The organism is Vibrio sp. G-C-1 (assembly GCF_021728015.1).
GTDB lineage: Bacteria > Pseudomonadota > Gammaproteobacteria > Enterobacterales > Vibrionaceae > Vibrio > Vibrio splendidus.
The window spans coordinates 1-26,675 of record NZ_JAKKCR010000003.1 but is presented as its reverse complement, the minus strand read 5'-3'; the positions used below and the strand labels follow the sequence as shown (position 1 = coordinate 26,675).

At 44.5% G+C, this 26,675-nt stretch carries 19 protein-coding genes; 13 read left to right on the top strand and 6 right to left on the bottom strand.

Annotation, left to right across the window (positions count from 1 at the left end; translation table 11 throughout):
• The first annotated feature begins 1 nt into the window (after window position 1).
• From L3V36_RS05570 to L3V36_RS05560, 3 genes are all read left to right on the top strand, one after another.
• On the top strand, window positions 2-3,094 hold the full coding sequence (locus L3V36_RS05570) for a tetrathionate reductase subunit A (protein WP_208774613.1): 3,093 nt from the start codon (window positions 2-4) through the stop codon (window positions 3,092-3,094).
• 527 nt (window positions 3,095-3,621) lie between these two features.
• On the top strand, window positions 3,622-4,263 hold the full coding sequence (locus L3V36_RS05565) for a c-type cytochrome (protein WP_017064226.1): 642 nt from the start codon (window positions 3,622-3,624) through the stop codon (window positions 4,261-4,263).
• A gap of 9 nt (window positions 4,264-4,272) precedes the next feature.
• Window positions 4,273-5,334: a c-type cytochrome gene (locus L3V36_RS05560; RefSeq protein WP_017090337.1), complete on the top strand. Its 1,062-nt coding sequence runs from the start codon at window positions 4,273-4,275 to the stop codon at window positions 5,332-5,334.
• A 142-nt stretch (window positions 5,335-5,476) separates the two neighbouring features.
• Here the strand turns inward: L3V36_RS05560 and L3V36_RS05555 are convergent, their stop codons facing one another.
• Together L3V36_RS05555 and L3V36_RS05550 are read right to left on the bottom strand one after the other, a co-directional pair.
• A complete protein-coding gene (locus L3V36_RS05555; RefSeq protein WP_017090338.1) occupies window positions 5,477-6,406 on the bottom strand; it encodes a LysR family transcriptional regulator in 930 nt (309 codons plus the stop codon).
• Window positions 6,407-6,432: 26 nt separating this feature from the next.
• Window positions 6,433-6,873, bottom strand: coding sequence for an Lrp/AsnC family transcriptional regulator (locus tag L3V36_RS05550; RefSeq protein ID WP_017090339.1), 441 nt, complete (start codon window positions 6,871-6,873; stop codon window positions 6,433-6,435).
• Window positions 6,874-7,014: 141 nt separating this feature from the next.
• On the opposite strand from L3V36_RS05550, the gene L3V36_RS05545 reads away from it, so the two are divergent.
• Window positions 7,015-7,599 carry a LysE family translocator gene (locus L3V36_RS05545; protein ID WP_004732137.1) on the top strand — a complete coding sequence of 195 codons (585 nt, stop codon included), beginning with the start codon at window positions 7,015-7,017 and terminating at the stop codon, window positions 7,597-7,599.
• 52 nt (window positions 7,600-7,651) lie between these two features.
• Here the strand turns inward: L3V36_RS05545 and L3V36_RS05540 are convergent, their stop codons facing one another.
• Window positions 7,652-8,041 carry a DUF1294 domain-containing protein gene (locus L3V36_RS05540; protein ID WP_102462175.1) on the bottom strand — a complete coding sequence of 130 codons (390 nt, stop codon included), beginning with the start codon at window positions 8,039-8,041 and terminating at the stop codon, window positions 7,652-7,654.
• A 157-nt stretch (window positions 8,042-8,198) separates the two neighbouring features.
• Here L3V36_RS05540 and L3V36_RS05535 point away from each other — a divergent pair, with 157 nt between their 5' ends.
• Complete coding sequence (locus tag L3V36_RS05535) at window positions 8,199-9,971, top strand: alpha-amylase family protein (protein WP_208774612.1); 1,773 nt, start codon at window positions 8,199-8,201, stop codon at window positions 9,969-9,971.
• A 403-nt stretch (window positions 9,972-10,374) separates the two neighbouring features.
• Complete coding sequence (gene pulA / locus L3V36_RS05530; RefSeq protein ID WP_208774750.1) at window positions 10,375-14,013, top strand: pullulanase-type alpha-1,6-glucosidase; 3,639 nt, start codon at window positions 10,375-10,377, stop codon at window positions 14,011-14,013.
• Between the two features lie 613 nt (window positions 14,014-14,626).
• Here pulA and L3V36_RS05525 read toward each other — a convergent pair.
• Entirely contained in the window at window positions 14,627-15,448 is an 822-nt protein-coding gene (locus L3V36_RS05525; protein ID WP_017094802.1) for a MalM family protein, read from the bottom strand.
• Window positions 15,449-15,613: 165 nt separating this feature from the next.
• Window positions 15,614-16,897 carry a maltoporin LamB gene (lamB, locus tag L3V36_RS05520; protein ID WP_017094803.1) on the bottom strand — a complete coding sequence of 428 codons (1,284 nt, stop codon included), beginning with the start codon at window positions 16,895-16,897 and terminating at the stop codon, window positions 15,614-15,616.
• Window positions 16,898-17,331: 434 nt separating this feature from the next.
• Here lamB and glgX point away from each other — a divergent pair, with 434 nt between their 5' ends.
• From glgX to L3V36_RS05505, 3 genes are all read left to right on the top strand, one after another.
• Complete coding sequence (gene glgX, locus L3V36_RS05515; protein ID WP_208774610.1) at window positions 17,332-19,305, top strand: glycogen debranching protein GlgX; 1,974 nt, start codon at window positions 17,332-17,334, stop codon at window positions 19,303-19,305.
• Between the two features lie 253 nt (window positions 19,306-19,558).
• Window positions 19,559-21,301: a diguanylate cyclase gene (locus L3V36_RS05510; protein WP_102445446.1), complete on the top strand. Its 1,743-nt coding sequence runs from the start codon at window positions 19,559-19,561 to the stop codon at window positions 21,299-21,301.
• A gap of 128 nt (window positions 21,302-21,429) precedes the next feature.
• Window positions 21,430-22,152: a tRNA (adenine(22)-N(1))-methyltransferase TrmK gene (locus L3V36_RS05505; RefSeq protein WP_102448299.1), complete on the top strand. Its 723-nt coding sequence runs from the start codon at window positions 21,430-21,432 to the stop codon at window positions 22,150-22,152.
• A gap of 151 nt (window positions 22,153-22,303) precedes the next feature.
• Here the strand turns inward: L3V36_RS05505 and L3V36_RS05500 are convergent, their stop codons facing one another.
• Window positions 22,304-23,248, bottom strand: a complete 945-nt coding sequence (locus L3V36_RS05500) for an acyltransferase (RefSeq protein WP_102448300.1) — start codon at window positions 23,246-23,248, stop codon at window positions 22,304-22,306.
• A 343-nt stretch (window positions 23,249-23,591) separates the two neighbouring features.
• Here L3V36_RS05500 and L3V36_RS05495 point away from each other — a divergent pair, with 343 nt between their 5' ends.
• The 4 genes from L3V36_RS05495 to L3V36_RS05480 all read left to right on the top strand — a co-directional run bounded on the left by L3V36_RS05495 (window position 23,592) and on the right by L3V36_RS05480 (window position 26,635).
• Window positions 23,592-24,395 carry a ferredoxin--NADP reductase gene (locus L3V36_RS05495; protein WP_004732167.1) on the top strand — a complete coding sequence of 268 codons (804 nt, stop codon included), beginning with the start codon at window positions 23,592-23,594 and terminating at the stop codon, window positions 24,393-24,395.
• 65 nt (window positions 24,396-24,460) lie between these two features.
• Window positions 24,461-24,793, top strand: a complete 333-nt coding sequence (locus L3V36_RS05490; RefSeq protein ID WP_009845875.1) for a DUF1971 domain-containing protein — start codon at window positions 24,461-24,463, stop codon at window positions 24,791-24,793.
• 223 nt (window positions 24,794-25,016) lie between these two features.
• Entirely contained in the window at window positions 25,017-26,009 is a 993-nt protein-coding gene (locus L3V36_RS05485) for a 2-hydroxyacid dehydrogenase (protein WP_102462167.1), read from the top strand.
• A 116-nt stretch (window positions 26,010-26,125) separates the two neighbouring features.
• On the top strand, window positions 26,126-26,635 hold the full coding sequence (locus L3V36_RS05480) for a helix-turn-helix domain-containing protein (protein ID WP_102448518.1): 510 nt from the start codon (window positions 26,126-26,128) through the stop codon (window positions 26,633-26,635).
• Window positions 26,636-26,675: the final 40 nt, after the last annotated feature.

Below are 26,675 nucleotides of genomic sequence, written 5' to 3'. Positions count from 1 at the left end.
CATGGATAACAAACGTCGTCAATTTTTGAAAACAGGCCTTGCTGCCGGTGGTGTTGGAGCTTTTGCCGCAGGTTATGCGACAACCACAAAGCACATGGTTCACGGTGCTACCGATGGCACCGCAGGTAAGAAAACCAATCACATCCATCACGGTAATTCGTTAGAGACGGAATACAGTGTCGATGAGCAAGGTAAGATCTCGCCGAATCCAAACCAACGCGTGGCACCCTCAATGTGTTTTGGTTGTTGGACACTGTGTGGCTTGCGTGTACGTATCGATAATCGCAATGACGAGATCTTACGTATCTCGGGCAACCCGTATCACCCACTATCAAGTGACCAACAGATCCCATTCAAAACACCGGTAAAAGACGCCTACATTGGCTTGTCTGGTGAATCAGGTATCAATAATCGCTCGACAGCCTGCGCCCGTGGTAATGGCATGTTAGAGATTCAAAACAGCCCATACCGAATCAGTCAACCGTTAAAACGTGTTGGTAAACGAGGTGAAGGTAAGTGGGAACCGATCAGCTACGAGCAACTTATCTCTGAGATCACCGAAGGTGGTGACTTGTTCGGTGAAGGCGAAGTTGAAGGTTTGCGATCGATTCGCGACATCGAAACACCACTTGATCCGAACAATCCGGAATACGGACCAAAAGCCAACCAACTGCTTGTGACCAATGCCGGAAATGAAGGCCGTGACGATATCTTGAAGCGCTTTGCATTTAACAGCTACGGCACACGCAACTTTGGTCATCACGGCTCTTACTGTGGCTACGCATTCCGCGCAGGTTCAGGCGCGATCATGAATGATTTAGACAAGTTCTCGCACTTAAAACCAGACTTCAACAACGCAGAGTTCATTCTTTTCATCGGTATGTCTCCGGCTCAAGCGGGTAACCCGTTCAAGCGTCAAGCAAGACAACTGGCTGAAGCTCGTACTAATGGAAAACTGAGCTACACCATTGTGACTCCAAGCCTTCCAGCAGGATCATCAAGCCTTGCGGCGGGCGATCGTAACAACTGGCTACCGATCAAACCGGGCACTGATTCAGCATTAGTCCTGGGCATGATCCAATGGATCATCGAAAACCAGCGCTACAATCACGATTTCTTGTCTCGCCCAAGCGCACAAGCGATGCAAAAAGCAGGCACCACGCATTGGTGTAATGCTTCACACCTTGTGATCAGTGACGAAACACACCCACAAAATGGACGTATGCTCCGTGCATCGGATATTGGATTGCTAGAAACAGGCGAACCGATGTCTGACGATGACGGATTTATTGCCCTAGATGTGACAACGTCACTCATATCATCGCATATTCAGGTGAATGAAGCGGCTCTGTTCGTTGATCAAGACGTAGAAATCGATGGTCAAACCGTTCGTGTTAAGTCTTCTCTACAAAGATTGAAGGAAGAAGCCTTCAAATATGACCTTGCTTACTACAGTGAGCAGTGCGACATCCCTGAAGATCAAATTATTGCGCTGGCGAAACGCTTCACCAGCTACGGTACAAAAGCAGTCGTCGATACTCACGGTGGCAACATGCACACCAACGGCTTCTACAACTCATTTTCTATTCTGATGCTGAACGCGCTGATCGGTAACATCAACGCAAAAGGCGGGGCGATGGCGAAAGCGGGCGGCTACCCAACTTCGGTTGCTGGCCCACGTTACGACTTTACCAAGTTCAAGGGTAAGACTAAGCCTCAAGGTGTGTTCTTGTCTCGCAGCAAATTCCCGTATCAAAAGACCAGCGAATACAAACGTCGTGTTGCGGCCGGTGAATCACCTTACCCAACACGCGCTCCGTGGTACCCAATCTCTGCGCCGCTGTTAACCGAGCATTTATCAGCTGCGATTGATGGCTACCCATATCGCGCAAAAGCGTGGATCAACCACATGGCGAACCCACTTTATGGTGTTCCGGGTTTAGACAACTTGCTGGGTGAAAAGCTTAAGGATCCAAAACAGCTTGGCTTGATCATCTCTATCGATGCCTTCATCAATGAAACCACAGCATTATCGGATTACCTCGTGCCAGACACAGTGACCTACGAAAGCTGGGGCATGGCAACACCTTGGCATGGCGTCGCGACTAAAGCGATCACCGCTCGCTGGCCGATTGTTGAGCCTAAAACCTCACGCACTCAAGACGGACGTGCCATCAACCTAGAGAACTTCTTTATTGATCTAGCAAAAACACTGGGATTAGGTGGCTTCGGAGACAACGTAATCAAAGACCATCAAGGCAACTGGCACGGTATTCATAGCGCTGAAGATTTCTACCTGCGCTCGGCTGCTAACTTGGCGTTCGTAAAAGGTGGTGTGCCGAATGTAGACGCCGAAGATATCGTTTGGTCTGGTCTAGAGCGCCTTATACCTGTAATGAACAAAACGCTTAAGCCAGAAGAGATGCTCAAAGTAGCGTATATCTTTGCTCGTGGCGGTCGTTTTGAAGACGCCACCAATGCCTACACCAATGAAACCATGAAGTACAAATGGACCAAACCACTGGCTATTTGGAATGAAAAGCTCGGTACCTCTCGCAACACCATCAGTGGTGAGCAGTACATGGGTTGCCCGACATGGTATCCACAAAAACTTGCAGACGGCACACCTTTGGCAGAGCAGTTCCCGACCAAAGAGTGGCCATTTACTCTGACCAACTTTAAGTCCAACATTCACAGTGCGGTGTCTAACTTGTCACCACGCTTGGAATCCATCAAGGGGGTAAATCCGGTTTACATCCACCCGCAAGATGCTTCTTCTGCCGGTATCAAAACCGGTGACGTGTTTGCTATTGAAACGCCGAGCTCAACCACACATGCGTTGGCGATGGTGATTGATGGCATCAAACCGGGAACATTAGGCTTTGAACACGGCTTTGGTCATAAAGAGCTCGGTGAGCGTGCCCACTGGATCGGTGACACACAACAACCAGTAAAAATGAAGTCGAACGATGGCGTTAACATCAATGATATTGGCTTGATTGATCCGACGAGAGAAGGCAAAGGCGTGATGTTGGATTGGGTTGTGGGCGCAGCAGCCAGACAAGCGCTTCCGGCTAAGATCTACAAGGTCTAGCTTAAACTCAGTAAGCTATAACTTAGGCACAGAGTCAAAACACTTCCTTATCTGATCTGCAGATGAGAACACAACAGGGCAACTTCGTCATTCGAGATTGCTCTGCTTTTTCGTCCCCTTGATCTAAAAAAACACCCTATTTGGATAAAACATCCAATCTACATAAAGTACCCAATCTAGATAAAGCATCCGCTCTAGATAGAGTAATCAGCCCAAAGCCATTAGGTAATCTTCATTTCACCACAACTTTTTTAGCCCGCATCCATAAAGCAGCTATGCTTATACAATCGGTGCCATAAAAGAGCCTTAACAAGCAGTTATACCGAGGCGAACATGGCAGTTCCCTTGCATTTCATAAACGGCAGTTGGATCAACCTATAGAAGTTCACATCAATACCATTATGGTGATTGAGGTTATTAATGTGAGACTCACCTCAAGTTCCAAGTGAATTAATGTGGAAATCCACAATAGCGCGAACAACCAATTATGTCGAAAATGCGTGCATTACAACCAATAGCGACGCCTCATGACTAAGCTGACAATTAAAACTCAAACTCTAACGCTTTGCATCGCTGCTCTAGGAAGCCTTTCTTTATCCGCTTTTGCACAAGCAGCACCCAATCCAATGCCAGAAGCCGCAGAAACTTGTAGTGGCTGCCATCAAGCCGACGGTAAAGGCATGCCCAACATTGCCCCTATGCTTGCAGGGCTCAATGCTGACTATCTAGAACATCAACTGGTTCTGTTCTCAAGTGGTGAACGTCAAAGCGCGATCATGAAGGGAATGGCTGACGGTGTATCTGATCCCGCTGTTCGTCGTGAGGTCGCAGAATACTTTGCATCACTGCCTTCATACGAATTTACCGATTTAGAGCAGCGCGGCTCACAGGCTGATATCGATAACCCCTATCGTAAACTTGTATTCCAAGGCGATTGGGATAGAAACATTCCAGCCTGTGCAACCTGTCATGGGCCAAGCGGTATGGGCGTAGACAAATTCCCGCGCCTAGCAAGCCAGCATGCCGACTACATTCAAACTCAGCTCAACGCTTGGAAAAATGGCACTCGTAAGGGTGATGATTTGAACATGATGGGCAACATCGCCGGTAAGTTGACCGACGATGAGATCAAAAACCTGTCTTACTACTTCGCCTCTTTCCGATACTAAAGGGCTCGCATGAAAACATTACTTTTAATTACCGCAACCCTTGCCTCTGGAATCGCTTATGCCGAAGCTGAGTTGCCCGATCGCCAAACCGAACTGCCAGCCGTTGAGAAGCCTCAAGATAACAAATATCTGGTGCCACGAGACTTGGTTGATATCCCTGCTGGGGAATTTGGCGACAAAGTAAAATTGGGTTATTCGCTGTTTGTCGATTCACAACAGATGCGTGGTACGTTCGTAGGCAATGAACAAAACTGTGTAAACTGTCACATGCAAGCGGGCATGAAGCCTAACGCAGCACCTCTTTGGGGTGCGTACATGGCCTACCCTGCGTATCGTTCCAAGAACGACAAAGTAAACAGCTACGCAGAGCGTATCCAAGGTTGCTTCACCTACTCAATGAATGGTCTGCCACCGGCTGAGGGTTCAAAAGAGATGGTCGCACTAACGGCTTATTCATACTGGCTGGCGATGGGCGGCATCTTAGACAAGAACGGCATGCAAGATACACCCGTTCCTGAGATCAGCGATGCTGACTTACAAGTCGGTGGTAAAGCGGAAAGCTTCCCTCTCCCTGAAGAGCTGTTAAGCAAATACCCAATCGATGACCGCAGTAAACTGGCCGGCCGTGGCTACCCTAAGATTGCAAACCCTGAACAAGAGCCATCGATAGCGCGTGGCGAAAAGGTTTACCAAACCAGCTGCCAAACCTGCCATGGTCAAAATGGTGAAGGCATTAAAGGGGCTGATGGCCGCTCATACCTACCACCTCTTTGGGGCGAGAATTCGTTCAACTGGGGCGCAGGTATGCACCGTGTAAATACAGCAGCTTACTTCATCTACGAAAACATGCCGCTTGGAAAGAGCCAACAGCTTTCAATTCAGGATGCATGGGATGTAGCCGCATTTGTGAACAGTCATGAACGCCCACAAGACCCACGATACAAGGGTGATGTTGCAGGTAATGCCAAGCGTTACCACAACCACCAAGGTTATTATGGTAAAGAAGTCGACGGTGATGTGCTGGGTTCCAAAGCCTACCCAAGTGGTAAAGAAGTGATTCATGAGCATTGATAGACATTAGTGCACAAGAGCCATTCACGTCAGCTATAGCTAAGCTTTACATTGTAAATCAGCTATAGCCAGAGGAATAAAAAGGAGCCAGATCGTTCGACGTTCTGGCTCCTTTTTTATGTTTGAACGATTAGAGATCCAGCTAGTCTTGCTGCATCTTCTCCCAAATCGTCGGAGAGCCGATATAGTCTTGAACCGTGGTAATGAACTCTTTGACCAGTTTGGTCTGTTTACGGTGCGGATACACAGCGTAGATTGCAGTATCAATCGTAGAGATCGGATAATCCGGAAGCAAAGTCACCAAGCCAAGCTCTTTCATTGAGGCATACAGGTTTGATTGATCAAGGAAGCCATAACCTAGACCATCTTTCACACAAGACACCATGGTACGAACATCACTCACCTTATAGTTACCGCGAATCGTCAGGCTTTGGAAAGTGTTGCCATGCGGCTCTTCACTGATACGTAAATGATCGACCGTCATATCGCCATTGGTATAAATCACAGCAGGTAGAGCGAGCAAATCTTGTGGCGTTTTCGGTTCACCGTGCTGCTTCACAAAGTCGTTCGAGGCGACCAACATAAAGTTACTGTCGGCAATCTTCTTGGCAATCAAATTCGATTCAACGAGCTTACTGAAGCGAAACGCGATATCAAACTGCCCTGCAATGATGTTGGCGATCTTGTCGTCCAGTGACAGCACAATCTGAACATCCGGATACTTTCTCATGAATTGAGTGATGATAGGTTGAAGATATTGCTGACCAAAATAGATCGGTGAGGTAATTCGTAGCACACCTTTGGGTTCAGACTGGTATGAATCTGCAATGCCTTGAATCTGATTGATGGTGTCTTTCAACACATAGGTTTGTGCGAGAATATCTTCCCCTGCCGACGTCAACGAAAACGAGCGTGTCGAACGGTTAAGCAGCTGAACACCTAAATCTTGCTCGAGCTTTTTGATCTGTTTAGAGAGCGATGAATTGTCCATATCATGCAAGGTTGCCGCTTTGGTAAACGACCCTTGTTGAACCACATCTAAGAACAATAACAACTGATTGGTATTTGGCACTACGCCTCTCCTGAAATAAAACTCGACTAGCGTTCGTCTTTAGGGGTATCCATCACAACCATAGTCGTAATAGATTGCACCTGAGCACATTCCCCAAGCACATCGGCATGAAACTTCTTATAGCCCGGTAGATCTTTGGTTTCTACCCTTAGCAAGTACTCGTTGGCACCGGTAATGTTGTGGCACTCCACTACCTCTTTTTCCATACTGACATGCTGTTCAAACTCCAGCTGAGCCGCTTTGCTGTGGCTTGATAAACCAATCGAAACATAAGCAATAAAACCGACCCCCATCAGCCCATTATCCAGAACCGCTCGGTAACCTTGAATGACCCCTTTGCGCTCGAGATCCTGTACTCGCCTTAAGGTCGCAGAAGCCGACAAGCCAATCCGTTCTGAAAGCTCAATGTTGGAGATTCTGCCGTCCAATTTAAGCTCTTGCAATATCCTTTCGTCAAATCTATCCATAACTACTTATTATTGTGCATTAAGTGATAATAGATGAAATAAAAGCACATAATTGCCTCATTTTCCACCTACTATGTTTCTCAACACGTGGAAGTCATGACCGGTCAGTCACTTCGTTCATTTTTTTGCTGGAGAACCATAATGCCTTTAGAACAACTTAGCGCACTTGCCTTATTTGCGTTTGTCTCGACCTTCACGCCGGGTCCAAATAACATCATGCTCATGACATCAGGAGCAAATGTTGGCTTCGCCCGCACTATTCCGCACATGCTTGGTATTGCTCTGGGGTTTGCAGCCATGTTACTGCTGGTTGGTTTCGGCTTGATGGGCGTTTTCAACGCATACCCTGTGACGCACCAAATCTTGAAATACCTAAGCCTTGCTTACCTCGTGTACCTTGCGATTAAGATAGCATTGAGCGGCAAAGCCAAAAGCAGCGAGGCTTATAAGCCAATGACCTTCATCGGCGCAGCAAGTTTTCAATGGGTAAACCCTAAAGGTTGGTCAATGGCGCTGACTGCATTCTCAGTGTATAGCAGCGGCAGTTCATGGTGGGAGCTTGCGATCATCGCAGGTATCTTCACGCTAGCGAACTTACCGTCAGTCACATTCTGGACGGCAGCAGGCAAACAACTGCAACACTGGTTAACAACACCAGTACGCATCAAGAGCTTCAACTACGGTATGGCAGGCTTACTTCTAGCCTCAACGATTCCGATGTTGTAACCAGATAGCTTCTCTATGATGGTTAGTAAGTGATTACTAGCCATCAATATCATTACAAGTATCCAATAACCTCGCTAAGCCAACGCCCAAATGTTGCCTGCCCGCTTGGGGTTAACGTCCACGCAAACGCCGCTACATTAATTACCACTGTCAGCCAATAGATAGATCTGAACGGCTGCTTCTGCGTTTTATGACGCAACTTCTCTTGAGCTATCAACGCCCCTAACCAGCCACCAGCAATAGAAAAAGTATGCAGGGTTTTCTCTGGCACACGCCAATTGCCATTGATCGCTGCTCGCTTGTCCTTCGCATACACAAAAAACGTCACCACACCGATAACCAAATACCACACCAACAGCGCTTTAGAACTTTCCGCAAACAACACAGATACCGCTACCAGAACAAGATAAGTGATAACGATTTGAATAGATGAAGACAACATCAACTCCTTTTGGGTAACAGCTCACATACTGTAGCAATTACGCCCTGTAGATTTTGATAAGGATGAGTAAGGCATATTGTAATTCGGTTAGCCTGCAAAGAATAAACAAGCCCATTCATCCCTACATAACATGATGGAAGTTAAAGGAATTATAAATATGTACAACCAAAAGTACGCCATCTACCAAGTTTTTACGCGTTTATTTGGTAATAAGAACACCCAACATGTTCCATGGGGCACAATCGAACAAAATGGCGTCGGTAAGTTCAGTGATTTTACCGATAAAGCGCTGTCTGAAATTCAAAAGCTCGGAATGACTCATATTTGGTATACCGGAGTGCCACATCACTCCGTCATCAATGATTACAAGCACATCGGGATTTCAGACGATCACCCAAGCGTGGTAAAAGGCCGAGCAGGCTCCCCTTATGCAGTTAAAGATTACTACTCCGTCAATCCGGACCTCGCCAATAATCCTGACCATCGGTTAGAAGAGTTTGAGGCATTGATAAAAAGAAGCCACGACAACGGTTTAAAAGTGATCATCGATATCGTACCGAATCACGTTGCGCGTCATTATCAAGGCTTAAACAACCCACAAGGCGTCAGTGACTTCGGCGCTCAAGATGACACTACACTGGAATACCACAGAGACAATAACTTCTACTACATCCCCAACAGCACCTTTGAACTGCCAGATATAGAGCCAGCCTTTACCCCGCTTGGTGGTGAACAGCACCCTAACCTAAGCTCCCCGTTTATAGAGACGCCCGCCAAATGGACGGGTAACGGCTCTCGTTTAGCCAAGCCTAGTTTCGATGATTGGTATGAAACGGCGAAAATCAATTATGGCGTGCGACCAGACGGTTCAAAAGACTTCCCTGAACTACCGAGTGACTATGCCCAGCGAGATTACCGAGAGCATCATCATTTCTGGGAATCGGCTGCTGTGCCTAGCTCTTGGGTGAAATTCCGAGACATCGCCTTGTTCTGGTTAGACAAAGGCGTTGATGGGTTCCGGTACGACATGGCTGAAATGGTGCCTGTCGAGTTTTGGAGCTACCTTAATTCATCTATAAAGATAAAAAACCAAAATGCCTTTTTAATGGCTGAGGTGTACCAACCGGACTTATATCGCGACTATATCCACTTAGGAAAAATGGACTACCTGTACGATAAGGTTGATCTTTATGACGGTCTAAAAGACATCATGCAAGGCAAGGCTTCAACGGCTATCATCCCCGAAATCCAACATCAGATGATGGATATTGAACACCACATGCTGCACTTCTTAGACAATCACGATGAGCAACGCATCGCTTCTCCCGAGTTTGTTGGCAATCCAAATATCGCGAAACCTGCAATGCTAGTCAGTGCGTTATTGAGCAGTTCACCAACCATGATCTATTTTGGACAAGAACTTGGTGAACCTGGAGCGGAAAACGCAGGGTTTGGACAGCCCTCTCGTACCTCTATATTCGATTACGTCGGAGTCCCACAACACCAAAAATGGATGAATCATGGTGCATTCGATGGCGGATTATTAGACGACAACGAAAAGCAGCTACGTCACTTCTATCAAAAAGTAATGAACTTTTCGCTTGAGCACTCTTCAATGACTGGTGAATATCGAGACTTACACCAGAGCAATAACTTGAGTGATTCCGTTTACGCATTTCTGCGCTATGACGACCAAGAGGTGACAATAGTTACTGCGAATTTCAGCCAACATGTCACAGAGAATATTCACCTAACCGTTCCAAATGGTCTTATACGAACGCTCACAATCGCTGATGACAGTTACTTGTTAGATGAACATATTGAAGGTATTCAACGACAAAATTTCACCGTTGAAAAGGGCCTTGGTACTTTTAATATCGAATTAAAGCCGCTCGCATCTTTGGTTTGGGTATTATCGTTAGATGAATAACCTATCTATCAATATTAGTTGCCGAACAATTATTACCTTTCTAATTGATAATTAACTTAATTTCCAAGTTTAATTAACAGCCTCTCAATTCGATACCTTCCTCACATTAATAAGGATGAGCTCTCATCCTTATTATCTACTCCTAGCTTCTACGCCTTAGGTTATTAATATCGAACATATGAGCTATTGATCCAATTAATTTAACTTAAACCAAATACAAAGCGTGATATTGACACTAGGTTTCCCATTTTTACGTATTAAAAATAACTTTACATATAGCCATCACAAATAGTTGGCCATCATTCGGACTAGGATATTCATCTTCATAAAAAGTGAAATATGGATATCAAACGTGAACAACATAAATATTAATAAGAACATCACCCTACAACGCACCTTCAACATTACTAAAAAGAGAAGCTTCAAACGATCAACGCTAGCCAAAGCGATTCTGCCTCTCTTCACTGCCACCCTTATCGCAGGCTGTGGTAGCGATAACGACAGCGACACGGATGCTGGCAACAGTGGCTTATACAAAGCAGGCGAAAACGAAGTCGTTGTGTATTACAAACGTGATGTTGCAGCTGCAAGCGCTTCTGGCTCGACTTACGAAGGCTGGGGGCTTCACCTATGGAATGGCGAAGGTTGCACTAGTACAGATCTAATCGGTATGGGACTAAGCGAAAGCGGTACCAACTGGGAAGCACCTTATGAGCCTGACGGTATCAGTGATACCTACGGTGCTTACTACGTATTGAAAGTCAATCCTGATGCTTCTGACCCACACAAATGCATGAATTTCATCTTACATAATGGCGACGAAAAAGGGTTTGGTAGTGCAAATTCGAAAATCAATCTAATCACGCTTGGCGATTCACAAGGCGTATTTGGTTTTCATGGCAGCAGTGAGTTGTACTACGACCCAATTTCAGAACGCCCAGTCAATATCGATGGTCAAAAAGCGCATTGGTTGAACGCAGATACTATCGCTTGGGAAGCAGCTGGTAATGCCGATTCTGTGAAATTGTTCTACGCACTAGATAACAGCATCACCATGAACGACAAAGAGATCTTGGGAGGCACTGCCGTTGATCTAGCCAAAGATGGCGAGCTATCCTCTGAATTGAAAGAGCGTTTCCGTCATCTAGCTAGCCTACCTGCTTTATCGATCGATGTTGACGACAACACGCTACGCACCATTTTGAAATCTCAGATAATTCTTGTTGCCTACAATGCCAATGGCGACGTTACCTCTTCAACAGAGGTTCAAAAACCAGGTGTACTTGATGCTGTCTTTGCTGACGAAGACACTGGTAATGCGATGAGTGAAGCATTAGGCGCTATTGTTGAAGGCAGTACGGCTACGTTTAAGCTTTGGGCACCAACAGCACAAGATGTAGAACTGGTCCTATACAGCGAAGATCTGCAAAATTCACAAGTGTTCCCAATGACAGAAAGCACTGAGACGGGGATTTGGGCGACTGACGCGGTACCTAACGCTGTCAACAGTTACTATCGCTACCAAGTGAAGGTTTACCATCCAACCACAGGTAACATTGAAACTCGCCTAGTAACCGACCCTTACTCACTCAGTTTGTCGAAAAACTCGGCATACTCTCAAGTTATCGACCTTAATGATTCAGCATTAATGCCTGAAGGTTGGGCTGGATATGAACGCCCAACGGTAGAAAAAGACGAAGACCACGTACTTTACGAATCCCACCTTCGTGACTTCAGCTTCAGCGATAAGCTCGGCACAAAGAGCCTAAACGGCAAGTACCTCGCTCTCACAGAAGCAGATCGTGAGTCGGTCAAACACCTACAAGCTCTGCAAGATGCAGGTTTAACGACGCTGCATATCTTACCAGCATTTGATATCGCTACCGTTGATGAAGATGAAGCGAGCCGTGTCGATATTACTGACACCGTTGGTAAGCTATGTGATGTAAAACCTACCGCTGCGTTGTGTGGAAGCGAAGACGAAAACAAAGTCATCGAAGATGTACTCGATAATTATGATCCTTCAACAGGCGACGCCCAAGCCCTAATGAACGACCTGCGCATGCTTGATAGCTTCAACTGGGGCTACGACCCATTTCATTACACGGTTCCAGAGGGAAGTTACGCGACCGATCCTAATGGTTCTAAGCGTATTCTAGAGTTCCGTCAAATGGTGAAAGCAACGCACGACATGGATCTTAAGCTGATCATGGACGTGGTATACAACCACACCAATGCGTCTGGCGTGAACGATAAGTCTGTCCTAGATAAAATTGTCCCTGGGTACTACCACCGTCTTAACGTAAACACAGGTGGCGTCGAAAATTCAACCTGTTGTGACAACACCGCGACCGAAAACCTGATGATGGGTAAATTGATGGTCGACTCTCTTAAGGTGTGGGCTGACGACTATAAAGTAGATGGTTTCCGTTTTGACTTAATGGGCCACCAGCCAAAAGACGTAATGGTCGAAGCATTGGAAGAAGTGCGCAAAATCGACCCGAACACTCTGTTCTACGGTGAAGGTTGGGATTTTGGCGAAGTAGCGGATAACGCACGCTTCGATCAAGCGAATCAAATCAACATGGCAGGTACAGAAATAGGCACCTTCTCTGACCGTCTGCGTGATGCAGTGCGAGGCGGAAGTCCGTTTGATGGCGGCGTCGATTCAGAAGGAAATCACCCACTTCGCTTTAACCAAGGCTTCGGTAACGCAGCCATTGCCAACGAAGAAACCAAAGTCGATCAAGATTCAATCAATGGCCGTTTGCACAACCAAGATCTTGTCCGTTTAGGTATGGCGGGTAACTTAGCGGAATACGTATTGCTTGATTACAAAGGCGATACCAAGCTGGGAAAAAACGTTGATTACAACGGCGCACCTGCTGGCTACACCAAGATGCCTTCAGAAAACATTTCTTACGTTTCAAAACACGATAACCAAACGCTTTGGGATAACAATGCTTACAAGATCGCTGCTGGTACTAGCTCTGCAGAACGTGCTCGTATGCAGTCTGTATCGCTTTCTACCGTGATGTTAGGGCAAGGCATACCGTTCATCCATATGGGTTCTGAACTGTTACGATCTAAGTCTATGCAGCGCGACTCTTACGACTCTGGTGATTGGTACAACCGCGTCATGTTTGATGGAACTGACAATAACTGGAATGTTGGCTTACCACGTGAAGACAAAGATGGTGCCAACTGGGATCTGATCAAAACCATCATTGCTGACAGCACCGCTAAACCAGACGCAGACGACATTGAGCTGACTAAGCAGCAATTCCTAGAACTACTAAAAATTCGTAGCTCAAGTGAACTGTTCCGCTTAGACACAGCAGACGAAGTCATGAAGCGTGTCGACTTCCGTAACGTTGGCAAAGATCAAGTCGAAGGCTTAATCGTGATGTCTATCGATGATGGTATATCTACAGGCGAAGATCTTGACCCTGCCAACGATGCGATTGTCGCGGTTGTAAACTCAACCAATAAACCTCAATCGTTCAAAATCACAGGAGCAACCGGCTTTGCACTCCACACCGTTCAACAAAATTCTGAAGATGACATTGTAAAAGGAGCAAGCTTCGCCGCTGAAACCTTCACAGTACCTGCATTAACCACCGCTGTATTTGTACAGGCTCAAGGCGATGCACAAGGTGTCGGTCTGCCAGTTGATAACTCTGATAAAGATGTGTCTAGCATTCCTCCATATGGTCAAACAACGGTTTATGTTCGTGGTGACATGAATGGATGGGGCGCAACTGATTATTGGGCGATGAGATTTGTTGCTAATGGGGTTTACTCTGTAACGGGTACTTTGGAAGCGGGAGACTATGGCTTCAAGTTTGCAGATGCAGATTGGAAAACACCTAACTTTGGTTGTGATTCAGTTGAACTTGCTGATGGTTCAATCGACCTAGGTACTGATGGTAACTGCCAATTGAGCGTAACTGAAGCTGGCAACTACACATTCACTCTGAATGCGATTCATGAATTAGATGACAATGTCGAAAAAGCGGTCGTTTCGGTAACCAAGAATTAAACCTTAAACCTTAAACCTTAAACCTTAAACCTTATGATTCTAATAAACAGATAATAAAACCAGCGAAAGCTAGCCTTTGGGAGACGTCAGTCTCCCTTTTTTTTGCTCAATAAACCCCTATCCCAATGCACCACACCATTGCTTTGCTTCTCATCGATAAATACTCAGTGTTAAGTGATAAACGAGCCTTCTTAGTTCTTAGTTCTTAGTTCTTAGTTCTTAGTTCTTAGTTCTTAGTTCTTAGTAGAAAGGATGACAGCTTTATCGTGAACTGTTGATTTAATCAAAGTAAAAAGTCATGAATCTAATTTAAGGTCAGTAGTTGGAATAGCTACTAATCTAAAGAGTTCGTATTCAGCTGTTTGAGAAGAGTAAAATAGACGAGAGTGTTTTAATTGGCAGTTAGTCAATCAAAGCCATAAATGACCAATAACGTCCATTTATATTAGCCATTAATTATTATGTGTAAGTAAGTGGTTATTTAAAACCCAAGTGTTCAGTGAGTATAAATCTTCCTTTTCACTTATCACTTATCACTTATCACAAACAATAAAAAAGGCCCCTAACTAGGAGCCCTTCTTTTCATATCATTCAGTATGTACAAACCGTTTGATTACTTTTTATTGACGGCTTTTACAAATACTTCTTGCGCACCTTCAATACCTAATGCTTTTGCTTCATCTAATAAGCTTAGAGCTTTCGGAATATTATCTTCACTTACTGCCGTTTGAATTGCATTGTGGTAGTAAGTTTGCGTCTCTGGTTGAATGGTATCAAGCTTAGCTGCTGGTTGAACCTTAGAGTCACTGCTTGAACCAAACGAGAAGAAGCTCGCTCTATCGATAGCCACTTCTATTTTGCCGACATTACCGTTTGGAACTGGGATATCTTTCACCTCTGGTAAATAATTACCACGGCCTTCCGCATCTAAACGAGCTGGATGGATCACATCAGTAAAACCACCAATCTCTTGCTGATCAGTATAAACAACTAAGAAAACCGACTCAGAGGTACGTGGAGGGAAAAATTCTTTTTCAGCAACGAGTCGATTGCCTAAATGCATTCTTGGCTTCTTATATTCGAAGTCTTCTTTGCCGTAACTTTCTAGCACGTTACCATTTTTGTCGTAGATCACCGCACGTGGAACAAATGCAATATCATCAATCAGGCTGGAGATTTTTAATGAATACTCACCGCGATTTGCTGGAAGTTCTACCGCTACCACAGGGCTATTGATGGACTGGTAGTTCAAGTATTGGCTTTTGGGCGTAACATCAAAAATTACAGAACTCGGTAACTTCATTGTTGCAAACTGAAGTCCAGCAATAGAATTTACTTGTTCAGCTTGTGCAACTTGCACTTGCTCGACTACTTGCGCAGATTGACAACCGGCCAACGCAACACAGCCACTCAACATTAGAGCTTTAAAATACATAACCCTTCCTTTTTGTTATTTTTTTAAGAAATTTACTAACTTTAATTACCACAAAGAGAACTATTCATCTAGGGAACGATCAACTTAATCGTACATTCCTTAAAAAAATAGCCGACGCAAGCCGGCTATGAATTAGGACAGTTTAGGATTTGTTAAGCTAAGTGTTTACCACCAAGCTTCTACTTGGATACCAGCTACGTATTCAGTATCTTCGTTTGTACCAAATGCGTTGTCATTTTCAGTATCTAGGATGTAAGAACCGTAAACACGAATTTCAGGACGAGCCCAGAAGCTGTCACCCATAGCCCAAGCTTGAGCTACTGTAAATTTAGCGTTACCAAAGTCTTCGACACCATTACCAGCACCGTTAATTTTCTCACCCGCGTTGTAGCCAGCTTCGAATACTGTACGCATAGTGTCGTTCCACTTGTACATTGGACGAGCAACTATAGAGTATTGGTCGATATCTTGCTTAGAAGCACCAATGTCAGAACCAGCTAAGTATGCTAATTGGTGACCCATTTCCCATGATTCGCCTAGGTTCATTACACCCCAGTTGATCAAACGATAACCTGTTGCGTCATTTTGGTCGCCTGAACGGTCGTAGTACGAACCAGCACCCCAGAAGTTGGCAGCTTGAACACCGTAGCCGTTAGTACCGTACTGTAATACAGTTTGGTTAAAGCCATTATCCATACCTTGGTGGATAATACCTGTAACTAGTAGACCGTCATCACCTTTAACTGATTGACCATCAGTTGAAGTAGCGAAGTTGTACGCCATCGCAACTTCTAGAGAAGCGTCAGACCAAAGGCCAATGTTAGCTAAACGAACATCAGCAATGTAGCCAGTTACGTCTTCAGATTCTTTACCAACGACACCCCAAGTAGGAGCATCACCTGGGTTAGCACCAGGTACCCAGCCGTACTTGTCCGTATCAGATGTTTGAGAACCATTATCTTGAATCAATGCAACAGATAATTTCTGGTCGCCAATTGATAGGTTCTCAACACCGCCACCAGTACCAGAAGTGTTCAAGAAGTAAAAGTCAGTAATGTGGATGTCTTTACGTTGGTAGTATGTTTTACCAGCCCAAATAGTCGCTTCTTTATCAGAAGTAATTAGACCTTTTGCTTTAACAGCAAATTGTGCAACGTTAAAGTCAGCATCTTCCCAACCATTCTCACCTGGAGCACCAGATGCAATCATCGATTCAATACGCCAAGTTTGCTCACCTGTTTTTAGGTCTTCAGCAAAACCAAACTCAGAGTAGTTGTCATTTTCGTTACCTAGACGACCAATACCGTTTTTATTAACAGATACGTCACCAGAACCACTTGCACTGATACCAGTACCAGCACGCATGTAACCATTAAAATCTACAGCGAACGCAGAGCCAGCAGCTAATGTAGTTGCCACTGCAGCAGCAATCAAACTTACTTTTTTCATTCTTAACTCCATTAAGGACGATTTATTTTAGGTTTTTATATTTTTGCTCTCTTGCGACAACCAAAGGCAGTAATGGCGGACGTAAGATAGAGAGGTTTAGGGTTGCCCCTGATTCGTTTCAACGGAGTCAATATTAAGAGGGGATGACAAGTTTGACTTCCTCCACCCCTAAGTTAATTAAGGGGGACTAGAGGGGAGTAGAAAATATACAGAACGGTGTTTTAAAGAGGTAGATCACTTAATCTAGGAGGAGTAGACAGCACACAGATCTAATTATTCGATATAAGTGCGATCTAGTTCAAATATATAATTTGAACTTCATCGATGAATTATTTTTTTAACCGTAATTAATCTGTGAAGTTGCTTGACCTTATTGTGACAAAGCTTTTTACTTATAGTTCACTGATGTCGATAAACGAACAAGAAATCAAGCAATGACTAGAACGCTCGCTCGCCCTTATCCACTAGGCGCAACGCTAGGTAACACTGGCTGCAACTTCTCAATTTATTCTCCTGACTGTAAATCCCTTTCCCTCGCTCTCTTTGACGAGAACGATGAGTTCACCACTTATAAATTGGAAAATGAATACGCTGATATTCGATATGTGTTCATCGACGGAATAAAAGCAGGACAAAAATACGGCTTCATTGCTGAAACTGAAAATGGTCCAATCTTACTTTCAGACCCTTACGCTAAAGCAATCAGCGAACCGCTCGATTACGCCACGCCATATACCAATGAAAAAAGCTTTTCGATGGCGAAATGTGTTGTTATTGATGACACTTTCGACTGGCAAGATGTAGACAAGCCGCGTATTAGCCGAGAAGAGACCGTTCTTTTCGAAACCCATGTAAAAGGCCTATCTAAGCTTCACCCTGAAGTCGCGCCCCATACTAGAGGCCGTTACTTAGGGTTAGTTAGCCCTGAAATGCTCGCGTTCTACAAACAGCAAAATATCAACTCCCTACAACTTTTACCTATTGCTGCGTGCATGCATGAGCCTCACCTATTAGATATGGGGAAAGTGAACTATTGGGGTTACAACCCATACTTATTCATGGTGCCGGATCCACGCTACGCCGAAAAGGACGCCGTGAATGAGCTCAAAACTGCGATTCGCGAACTGCACCGTAATGGCATCGAGGTCATTCTAGACGTCGTGTACAACCACACAGCAGAAGGCGGCGAAGGTGGAACTACCTTCAACCTAAAAGCACTGGATAGTCGCTACTACATTAAACATGGTTGTCATTATGCGAACTTTACTGGTTGCGGTAATACGGTCGACCTAACCCACCAGCCAGCACTCAACTTAGTGATGGATACGCTTCGCTATTGGGTTAGTGAGTTTAAAGTTGATGGCTTCCGCTTTGATTTAGCAGCAACGCTAGGCCGTGAAGGCGATAATTACAATCCTGAGGCCGCTTTCTTCAAAGCCGTTGCTCAAGATCCGATACTTAAAGAAACAAAGTTGATTGCAGAACCTTGGGACATTGGCCCGAATGGCTACCAAGTCGGTAATTTTCCGTTAGGTTGGAATGAGTGTAACGACAAGCTCAGAGACATTACACGCAGCTTCTGGCGCGGTGATCAAGGTTATCTGAAAGAGTTTGCAACTCGCTTGATGGGATCGCGTGACATCTACAGTGCTGCTCATTGGCCGTACAAATTGACCGTCAACTACATCACTTACCATGACGGCTTCACCATGCAGGACCTTGTTTCTTACAAGCATAAGCACAACGAAGAGAATGGTGAGAACAACCGTGATGGACACGGCGACAATCGCTCTGAAAACTATGGCGTTGAAGGCGAAACCGAGAACCTCTTGGTCGTCGCAACACGTGAAAAACAGAAGCGTAACTTCATGGCAAGCCTGCTGTTCGCCTTTGGTATTCCGCATATTTTGACGGCTGATGTGCTATCTCATACTCAAAAGGGTAACAACAACGCTTACTGCCAAGACGGCGTAACCAGCTGGCTGAACTGGGAAGATTCAGAGCGTAAGACTTACTTCAAGACTTGGCTGTCTGAGATGATCTCCGCACGTCAGCAATACATGGTGCCGTTTATTAAGGCATTCAGTGGCGAAAAGCGTAACTCTAACCGCATCTTCTGGAGCCGTGTCGATGGCACTCTCATGGAACATGATGATTGGAACCGTTTAAGCTCGGTTGCGTTGCATTTAGGTATTGGTAAAAATGGTGACGAGTTGATTTATCTGATCAACCAAACCAACGCACCAGCGCGTTTTTCTTTACCTAGTGACCGTGAGCAAAACTGGGTGACTATCTGCGATACTAACCTACGAAATGTAAAACCAGGTCATGCTGAAGGTGAAATGCTGTTATCTCCAGCTTCAATGGCGATTCTGCACTATTCGCCAGACAAGACTGATTTAAGTTAAGCTAAAAGCTAAGCCAGATTAATAAATCACCAGAAACCATAAGAGCCAGTTATATTTATGACTGGCTTTTTTGTTAGCCGAATATCACAAAAATCATTCATTTATATGGAATCATTTGCATTGATGTGATTACGAAAACTGTTTAGTATGGCCGTACTATAAAAATGAATCTATAACGTCTTTGGATATCATGGCTTTACCTAAAACATTAATTCGGCTTTTTAAACCATACATTATTTTATTAACTGGAGGGATGCTCTATCTTGCTGTGGCTCAGCTTGAAAAAGTAGAAACAGCAGCAACCGAACAATCATCATCAAATATTCGAATCGCAAGCTCCACGATTCGTTCCAACATCGAAGCCACATTTGGCAAGCTCTATTTTTTAGAAACCAGTCTAGGCTTACCTCAAACGGCTCCAATCGGTGATCGAAAATTCAGAGAACTGAGTGATAACATTCTAAAAAGAACACCTAACTTCTCCGATATTGTTCGATACCAACCTCAAACCCAACAATATATATCAAGTCGTGGCTTACCTCTTTCCAACGAACAAGTTGGCTCCATCAAATGGAACCCAATAGACAGTGTTGTGGAGGATTTTTATATCTCTTCTATTTATCAAAAGCCCGATGGTCGTTGGGTGTTCGCGGTGAAACATACAGCAGAAAGATTGAACGAAGAGATATGGATTGAGTTTGATCTATTGCACACAACCCAAGGGTTAAGAGACTTAAAAACGCTTAATCACGGCTATGTGTTTGTGGTTGATCGAGCAACAGAACGACTTGTCTTTCACCCTAATCCGAAACGTATCGGCTCTAAATCTATCAGCTACCACGCTGGAATAAGCCACCAACTCTCGCAAGGCGAAACCGTCGGTAAACACGAATACTACTATCAAGATAACTTCAAAATATCGGTATTCGATGCTGACAACAGCTTGAACTGGGTGTTCATCGCAGGTACTGATCGTCACGATATCCTAACCAGCTCATATCAATTCACATTAACAGGTGTCGTACTTGGTTCTCTGATTCTTTTGTGGGTTGGGGCAAACTATTTGTCTTATCGCTTGAACGTATCTTTATCTCAACTGAATAAGGTCGATGACCTCGTAAGCTTTAAGCGAGAGTTGAAATCCATACTGGATAGCTTTACTTACCAAAAAGGCATTCAATTCTGTCTCTATCAGCCTGAAAACCACGCATTCAGTACCATCGACTATCACGGAAACAAATCAACGGTACATTGTGACAAAGCCCTTGCAGAACGATTTACACCAGACACCATGGCTTATCGAAGTGGTAAGTACGCCGATCCACTGGCATGTAAACTCAAAATACACCAACGTCACTACTGCATTCCTTTGCACTCTCGCAAACAGTTGGTCGCAGTACTTTATGTGAACGCGAACTTACCGATCAGCCAGAGTATTCTGCGTATGATCAGAGATTACACCGAGGTCTCGCTGTCTAACTTACTGCTCCACCATCAATTGAGCAGTAAAGACCTGATGACTCAACTGGACAACAAAAGCAGTTTCAATATCGCACTGGAAAACTACGCCGACGAGCCAGATACCTATGTTGCTCTGCTCGACATCGATAACTTTGATCACGTTAATCGCGCCTATGGTGAAGCGGTCGGTGACAAAATGATCAAGCTGACTGCAGAAGCGATACGCTCATACTTCCCTAAACCTAAAGGGCTTTGTCTAGCACGTATTGGAGTCAAGGAGTTCGCTGTATTGTTCAAAGCAAATGATGTGAAGGATGCCAAATTCCAGCTGGACCAATGTCGAATTGGAGTTAGTGAGCAAGCCGTTGCCACGCCAGATATCACGTTATCATTAGGTGTCAGCGTCGGATTCTCACAAATAGAAGGTGAAACAGATTCGGCTTTAGCGCTTGCCGAACAGGCGAAACTCATCGCTCAACAGCTCGGAAAGAACCGAGTGCAAGGACATATAAGGGCTGTCGCGCAAGCTTCATAACACGCCGCAGATTCGTATGTGCACACAAAGCACCTAGGATTCACACCCTAGGTGCTTTTGTTTTTATGGAAAGCCATTACAATGCGCCTTCGACACGACAATATTCCCTTTCTAACGACACGAATCTTATGAAGCTAAGTAACCGACTGCAAACTCTCCACTCCCTTGTCAGCAATGACTACCAGCACATTTGGGACTGTTGCTGTGATCATGGCTTTTTGGGTGTTCAACTGTTGTCGGATAATAAAGCGCCTCAGATTCATTTTGTCGATATTGTCCCGTCTCTGATGAATGAACTAGAAGACAAGCTAACTCGTTACTTTCCCCAAGATAATTCAGACCAACAAACGGTTACCAGCCAATGGCAAGTTTACTGCATGGATGTCGCCGCTATTCCGTTCCAGAAACATACTGGTAAACACCTGGTTATTATTGCAGGCGTCGGTGGCGATCTCACTCAGAAGCTCGTCGACGACATTCATCGCCAACATCCAGACAAAGATATCGATTTTTTGCTTTGCCCAGTCCATCAGCAGTTCGAGCTAAGAAGCCATTTAAAAGCGCTCAAGTTCGGTCTTATTGATGAAGTGCTGATCGAAGAAAACCGTCGTTACTACGAAATTTTATTGGTCAGCAATAACCAAGGCGAAGCTGAAAAGAACCAAGCTGTTAGTGATATATCAAACGTGGGTGACAAGATCTGGGCGCCGAGTTGCGAACAGCAGTTACAGATATCTCAGCAATACAAAGCCAAAACATTGCAGCACTACTTACGCATCCATCAAGGGCAAGAGAAGCAAGGCAAACCGAGCCAAGTGAAGCACATCATCAATGCTTACCAAGCGATTTAGCTTTGCACTCTCTTTGAGTATCTTCACTTTAAAAAGTTAAGAACATAGTAAGCACTAACTTCACTGTTCAAGCCGATGAAACCGATTCAATAAAAAAGCCGACAGTTCAGTGAACTATCGGCTTTTTTGATGCTATTTGTTTGGTTTGATCTTACTGCTCTTGCTTCTTATGAACCGTATCAAGCCCATCAATCGTTTCAACCTCACAGAGCGTATCAAGAGCATAAACCGTATCGAGATACTCGTCTTTCTCTTTCCACGTGTTATTCAACCAACTGTGGAAACGGCGCTTAAACGCTTTGTCTTCAAAGTAATTGCCGTTCACGTTCTCATCCATCGGATGCAATTTAATACGCACGACCACCTTTTTCATCTTACCTTTTAGCATGTCTTCAAACGGAGAAGTCTGATTCTCTGGATAAGCTAAAGTAACATCGACGATACCATCTAAGATTGGGCCCATCGCAGACAGAGCAAACGCCACACCGCCGGTTTTTGGCTTGAGTAGATGTCGATACGGTGTTTTCGCTGTCGCCAGCTTCTCGTGATTTGCACGTGTCCCTTCGACAAAATTGACCAATGTTGTTGGTGCCCATTTAAACTTAGTGCATGCCTTGTTGATTGCGTCGAAGTCATCATTACGACGCTCAGGGTTACGAATCAAAAACTCACGCGAGTGACGTCTCATAAACGGCATATCCAAGCCCCAGCAGGCCAATCCAACAAAAGGAACATACAACAGTTCGTGCTTGAGGAAGAACTTAGTCATCGGCATCTTGTCTTTCAAGATAGAAGACAAAATCACGATATCCGCCCAGCTCAGGTGATTCGACATCATCAGATACCACTGCTTGGTCGAGATATCTTCCCCTCCTTCGACTTGCCACTCGATATCGTTATTCACATTCAACATCCAAAGGTTAAGCGAAGCCCAACACCAAAATGTGAAGTTCGCTAAACGAGTACATGACTTTTGAACAATAGAGATTGGAAGAATCAGTTTGATGAGGCCAAAGAAGCTCACGGTAAACGCAGTCATTGCGGTATTGATAGTCACGAACAATACGTTCAAGACCATACGAAGATTATCAAGCATAAAACACGGCTATATTGAGATCGAAAGCCGACATTATACTCATCTGTAAAATATTCTCTTTAGTAATTGGTTGAATACCCTGGGGGTCAAACCACTATATCAATTTTGGTCTGTGTCCATAGAGCAACTCATCGTTCTTAATCACAAGGAATCACATCAAAAAACAATAAAGATGTCATTTAGACACAGTAAATACAAAGTCTATTTGACATCATTCAAGTTCATTTTCACCGAATTGTCAGTATTGATAAGCATTCTCATTAATGGCATGGTACATGCAACTCCAAAGTGTAAATAGTTGAGTATCCTTAATGAGATAACTTCTCTAAGTAAAGGTGATGATATGACAGATATTCCTCATGGTTTGGTAACTGGCAAAGTCTTACATAAAACACAGTGGACAGATCAACTGTTCTCGCTCCAAGTCAGTGCTCCCGTCTCTCCCTATCAGGCGGGTCAGTTCACGAAACTTGGCTTGCTTAACAGAGAGGATGAGTTCGTAAGGCGAGCCTATTCAATGGTGAATGCGCCAGAGCACGAACAAGGTCACCAACACCTGGAGTTTTTGATTATTAAGGATCAGAACGGTCAGCTTTCACCTCAACTTCATGAGTTGAAGGTAGGTGATGACATCTTCGTCGGCAAAGACCCAAGTGGCTTTATGACCTTAGATGAGATCCCAGAGATCGCCGACGATCTATGGATGCTTTCAACCGGAACCGCGGTTGGGCCTTTTATCTCAATGCTCGAAAGCATGCAGATACAGCAGCAAAACGGCTCAGATGTCGAAAAAGTAATGTCATTCAAAAACCTTGTACTGGTTCATGCCGTAAGAACAGAGCAAGACCTGACTTATCGAGACCGTATCGCTCAACTCGTTAATCACTTCCAAGGGAAACTACAATATGTGCCAATTATTTCTAGAGAATCAGTCACCGGAACTTTGCGCGGACGAATCCCAAGCTTGTTACTTGGAGGCGACCTTGAGCAAACCACGTCTGTCGCTTTCAATCAAACCCGCAGTTTTTTCTACCTTTGTGGCAATCCGCAAATGGTTCGCGACACAAGTGAAGCACTAACCAGCTTAGGTTTCGAGAAGCACTTACGCCGAAAACCCGGCCAATTCAGCAGTGAAAACTACTGGTAATCACAGTCACCAATTCCATCAAAGCTAAAGCTTATATTCAAAATACAGACAGATAAGAGGTTTATATGAGTCATTTACGTATTCCGTCACACTGGAAAATTCAACGTTCAACGCCATTTTTCACCAAAGACAACATACCGGCTGCGCTTCTCAATCATCACAATACCGCTGAAGGCGTATTCGGCCAGATTTGTGTAATGGAAGGCACGGTCACCTTCTACGGTTTTGCCGATGCGGAAGCGACAGAACCAGAAAGTGTTATCACAATCGAAGCTGGGCAATTTGCCACAAGCCCACCTCAATATTGGCATCGAGTAGAGCTGAGTGACGACGCGCAATTCAACATTAACTTCTGGTCAGAAAAAGAGACCAAGAAGATGTTCAACACCCGAAAGTAAGATCCATTCAATATTGATGAACTTATAAGCAAGCTACTTCGTAGTGTGATTTCCGATGTTCAAAAAGTGATGATAGAAGATCAAATAACCATAGTAATTACAGTGACTAATGGTGATAGACAAGACAAAAAAACTCTAGCACACTGGACAAAGTTATTAGTTTTAATCCCGTTTCAGATAATGAATAAGTGGATTATTTATATTTTAGGTAAGAGAGGAAGCCATGCTCAACATTGCTTTTTTTAGCTCAAAATCATACGACGAAAAATCATTTGAACTTGCAAAAGGCGAACTCAACGCCGAGTTCCATTTTCACGATTTTCGACTCACTACAACAACAGCAAAAATGGCGCACGACAACGAAGTCGTTTGTGCGTTTGTAAACGATGACCTATCGCGAGATGTGCTAGAGATTCTAGCAAAAGGCGGCACTAAGCTGATTGCGATGCGCTGCGCGGGCTTTGATAAAGTCGACTTAGACGCAGCCAAAGAGTTTGGTCTGCAAGTGGTTCGCGTTCCTGCTTATTCACCAGAATCGGTAGCAGAACACACGGTCGGCATGATGATGTGTTTGAACCGTAAACTACACAAGGCATACCAACGTACTCGTGATGCGAACTTCTCTCTTGAGGGACTAGTTGGCTTCAACTTCCACGGTAAAACCGTTGGTGTAATTGGTTCAGGAAAGATTGGCTTAGCGACGATGCGTATTCTGAAAGGTTTAGGCATGAACATCTTGTGCTACGACCCGTACCCGAACCCATTGGCAAAAGAGCTGGGTGCTAAATACGTAGAACTCGACGAGCTTTACCAAGAATCTGACGTGATTTCTTTGCATTGCCCAATGAGTAAAGAGAACTACCATCTGTTGGATGCAACGGCATTTGGCAAAATGAAAGATGGCGTAATGATCGTCAACACCAGTCGTGGTGAACTGCTGGATTCAACTGCTGCAATTGAAGCACTCAAACAAAGCAAAATCGGCGCGCTTGGTCTTGATGTTTACGACAATGAGAAAGAGTTGTTCTTCCAAGACAAATCTAACGACGTGATTGTCGATGACGTATTCCGTCGCCTATCCGCTTGTCACAACGTATTGTTCACTGGTCACCAAGCCTTCTTGACTAAAGATGCTTTGTTCAACATCGCCAATACAACGCTCACCAGTGTTGATGCCTTCTTTACTGAGAACACCAGCGGCAACGAACTCGTTTAATAGCAGATTGAGTTAATAGCAGACTGAGTTAGTAATAGACTCAATCTAGAAATAGAAAGCCACGCTAATTTGAACTGACCCCCAATAGTTGGACACCAATTATTGGGGGTCTTTTTATGTCCAAATATAGCCGAGAGCTAAAATGTATCATTGCTAAGCAATACTTAGATGGCACGTCATCTCTCTACTTAGCAAAACAATATTCAATTTCTTCAAGACAGATACGGTATTGGGCTCAAGTCTTTACCATCCATGGTACTCATTCATTTTTATCAACTAAGCATGCCGCGACTGCTCAAACAAAACGAAAAGCATTGAATTTAATGTGGACGAATGAATGGTCTCTCACGCACACTAGCGCTGTATTAAACCTCTCATCCCCTGGGATACTCTCTGTCTGGCTCAAAAGATTTAATGAGCTCGGTATCAAAGGGCTCAAAATGCGCCAGAAAGGAAGACCCTCAATGAAACAACAACCTCAACGTACCACTAAGCCTGATAATGAAATGACGCTTGAGGAGCTAAAAGAGGAGTTGGTCTACTTACGAACCGAGAATGCCGTTCTAAAAAAGTTGGAAGAGTTGGAGCAGGAAAAAAACCGTCGAACAAAGAAAAAGCGGTCATAGCTCTAACTCTTAAAGGCAAGTACCCGTTAAAGCACTTACT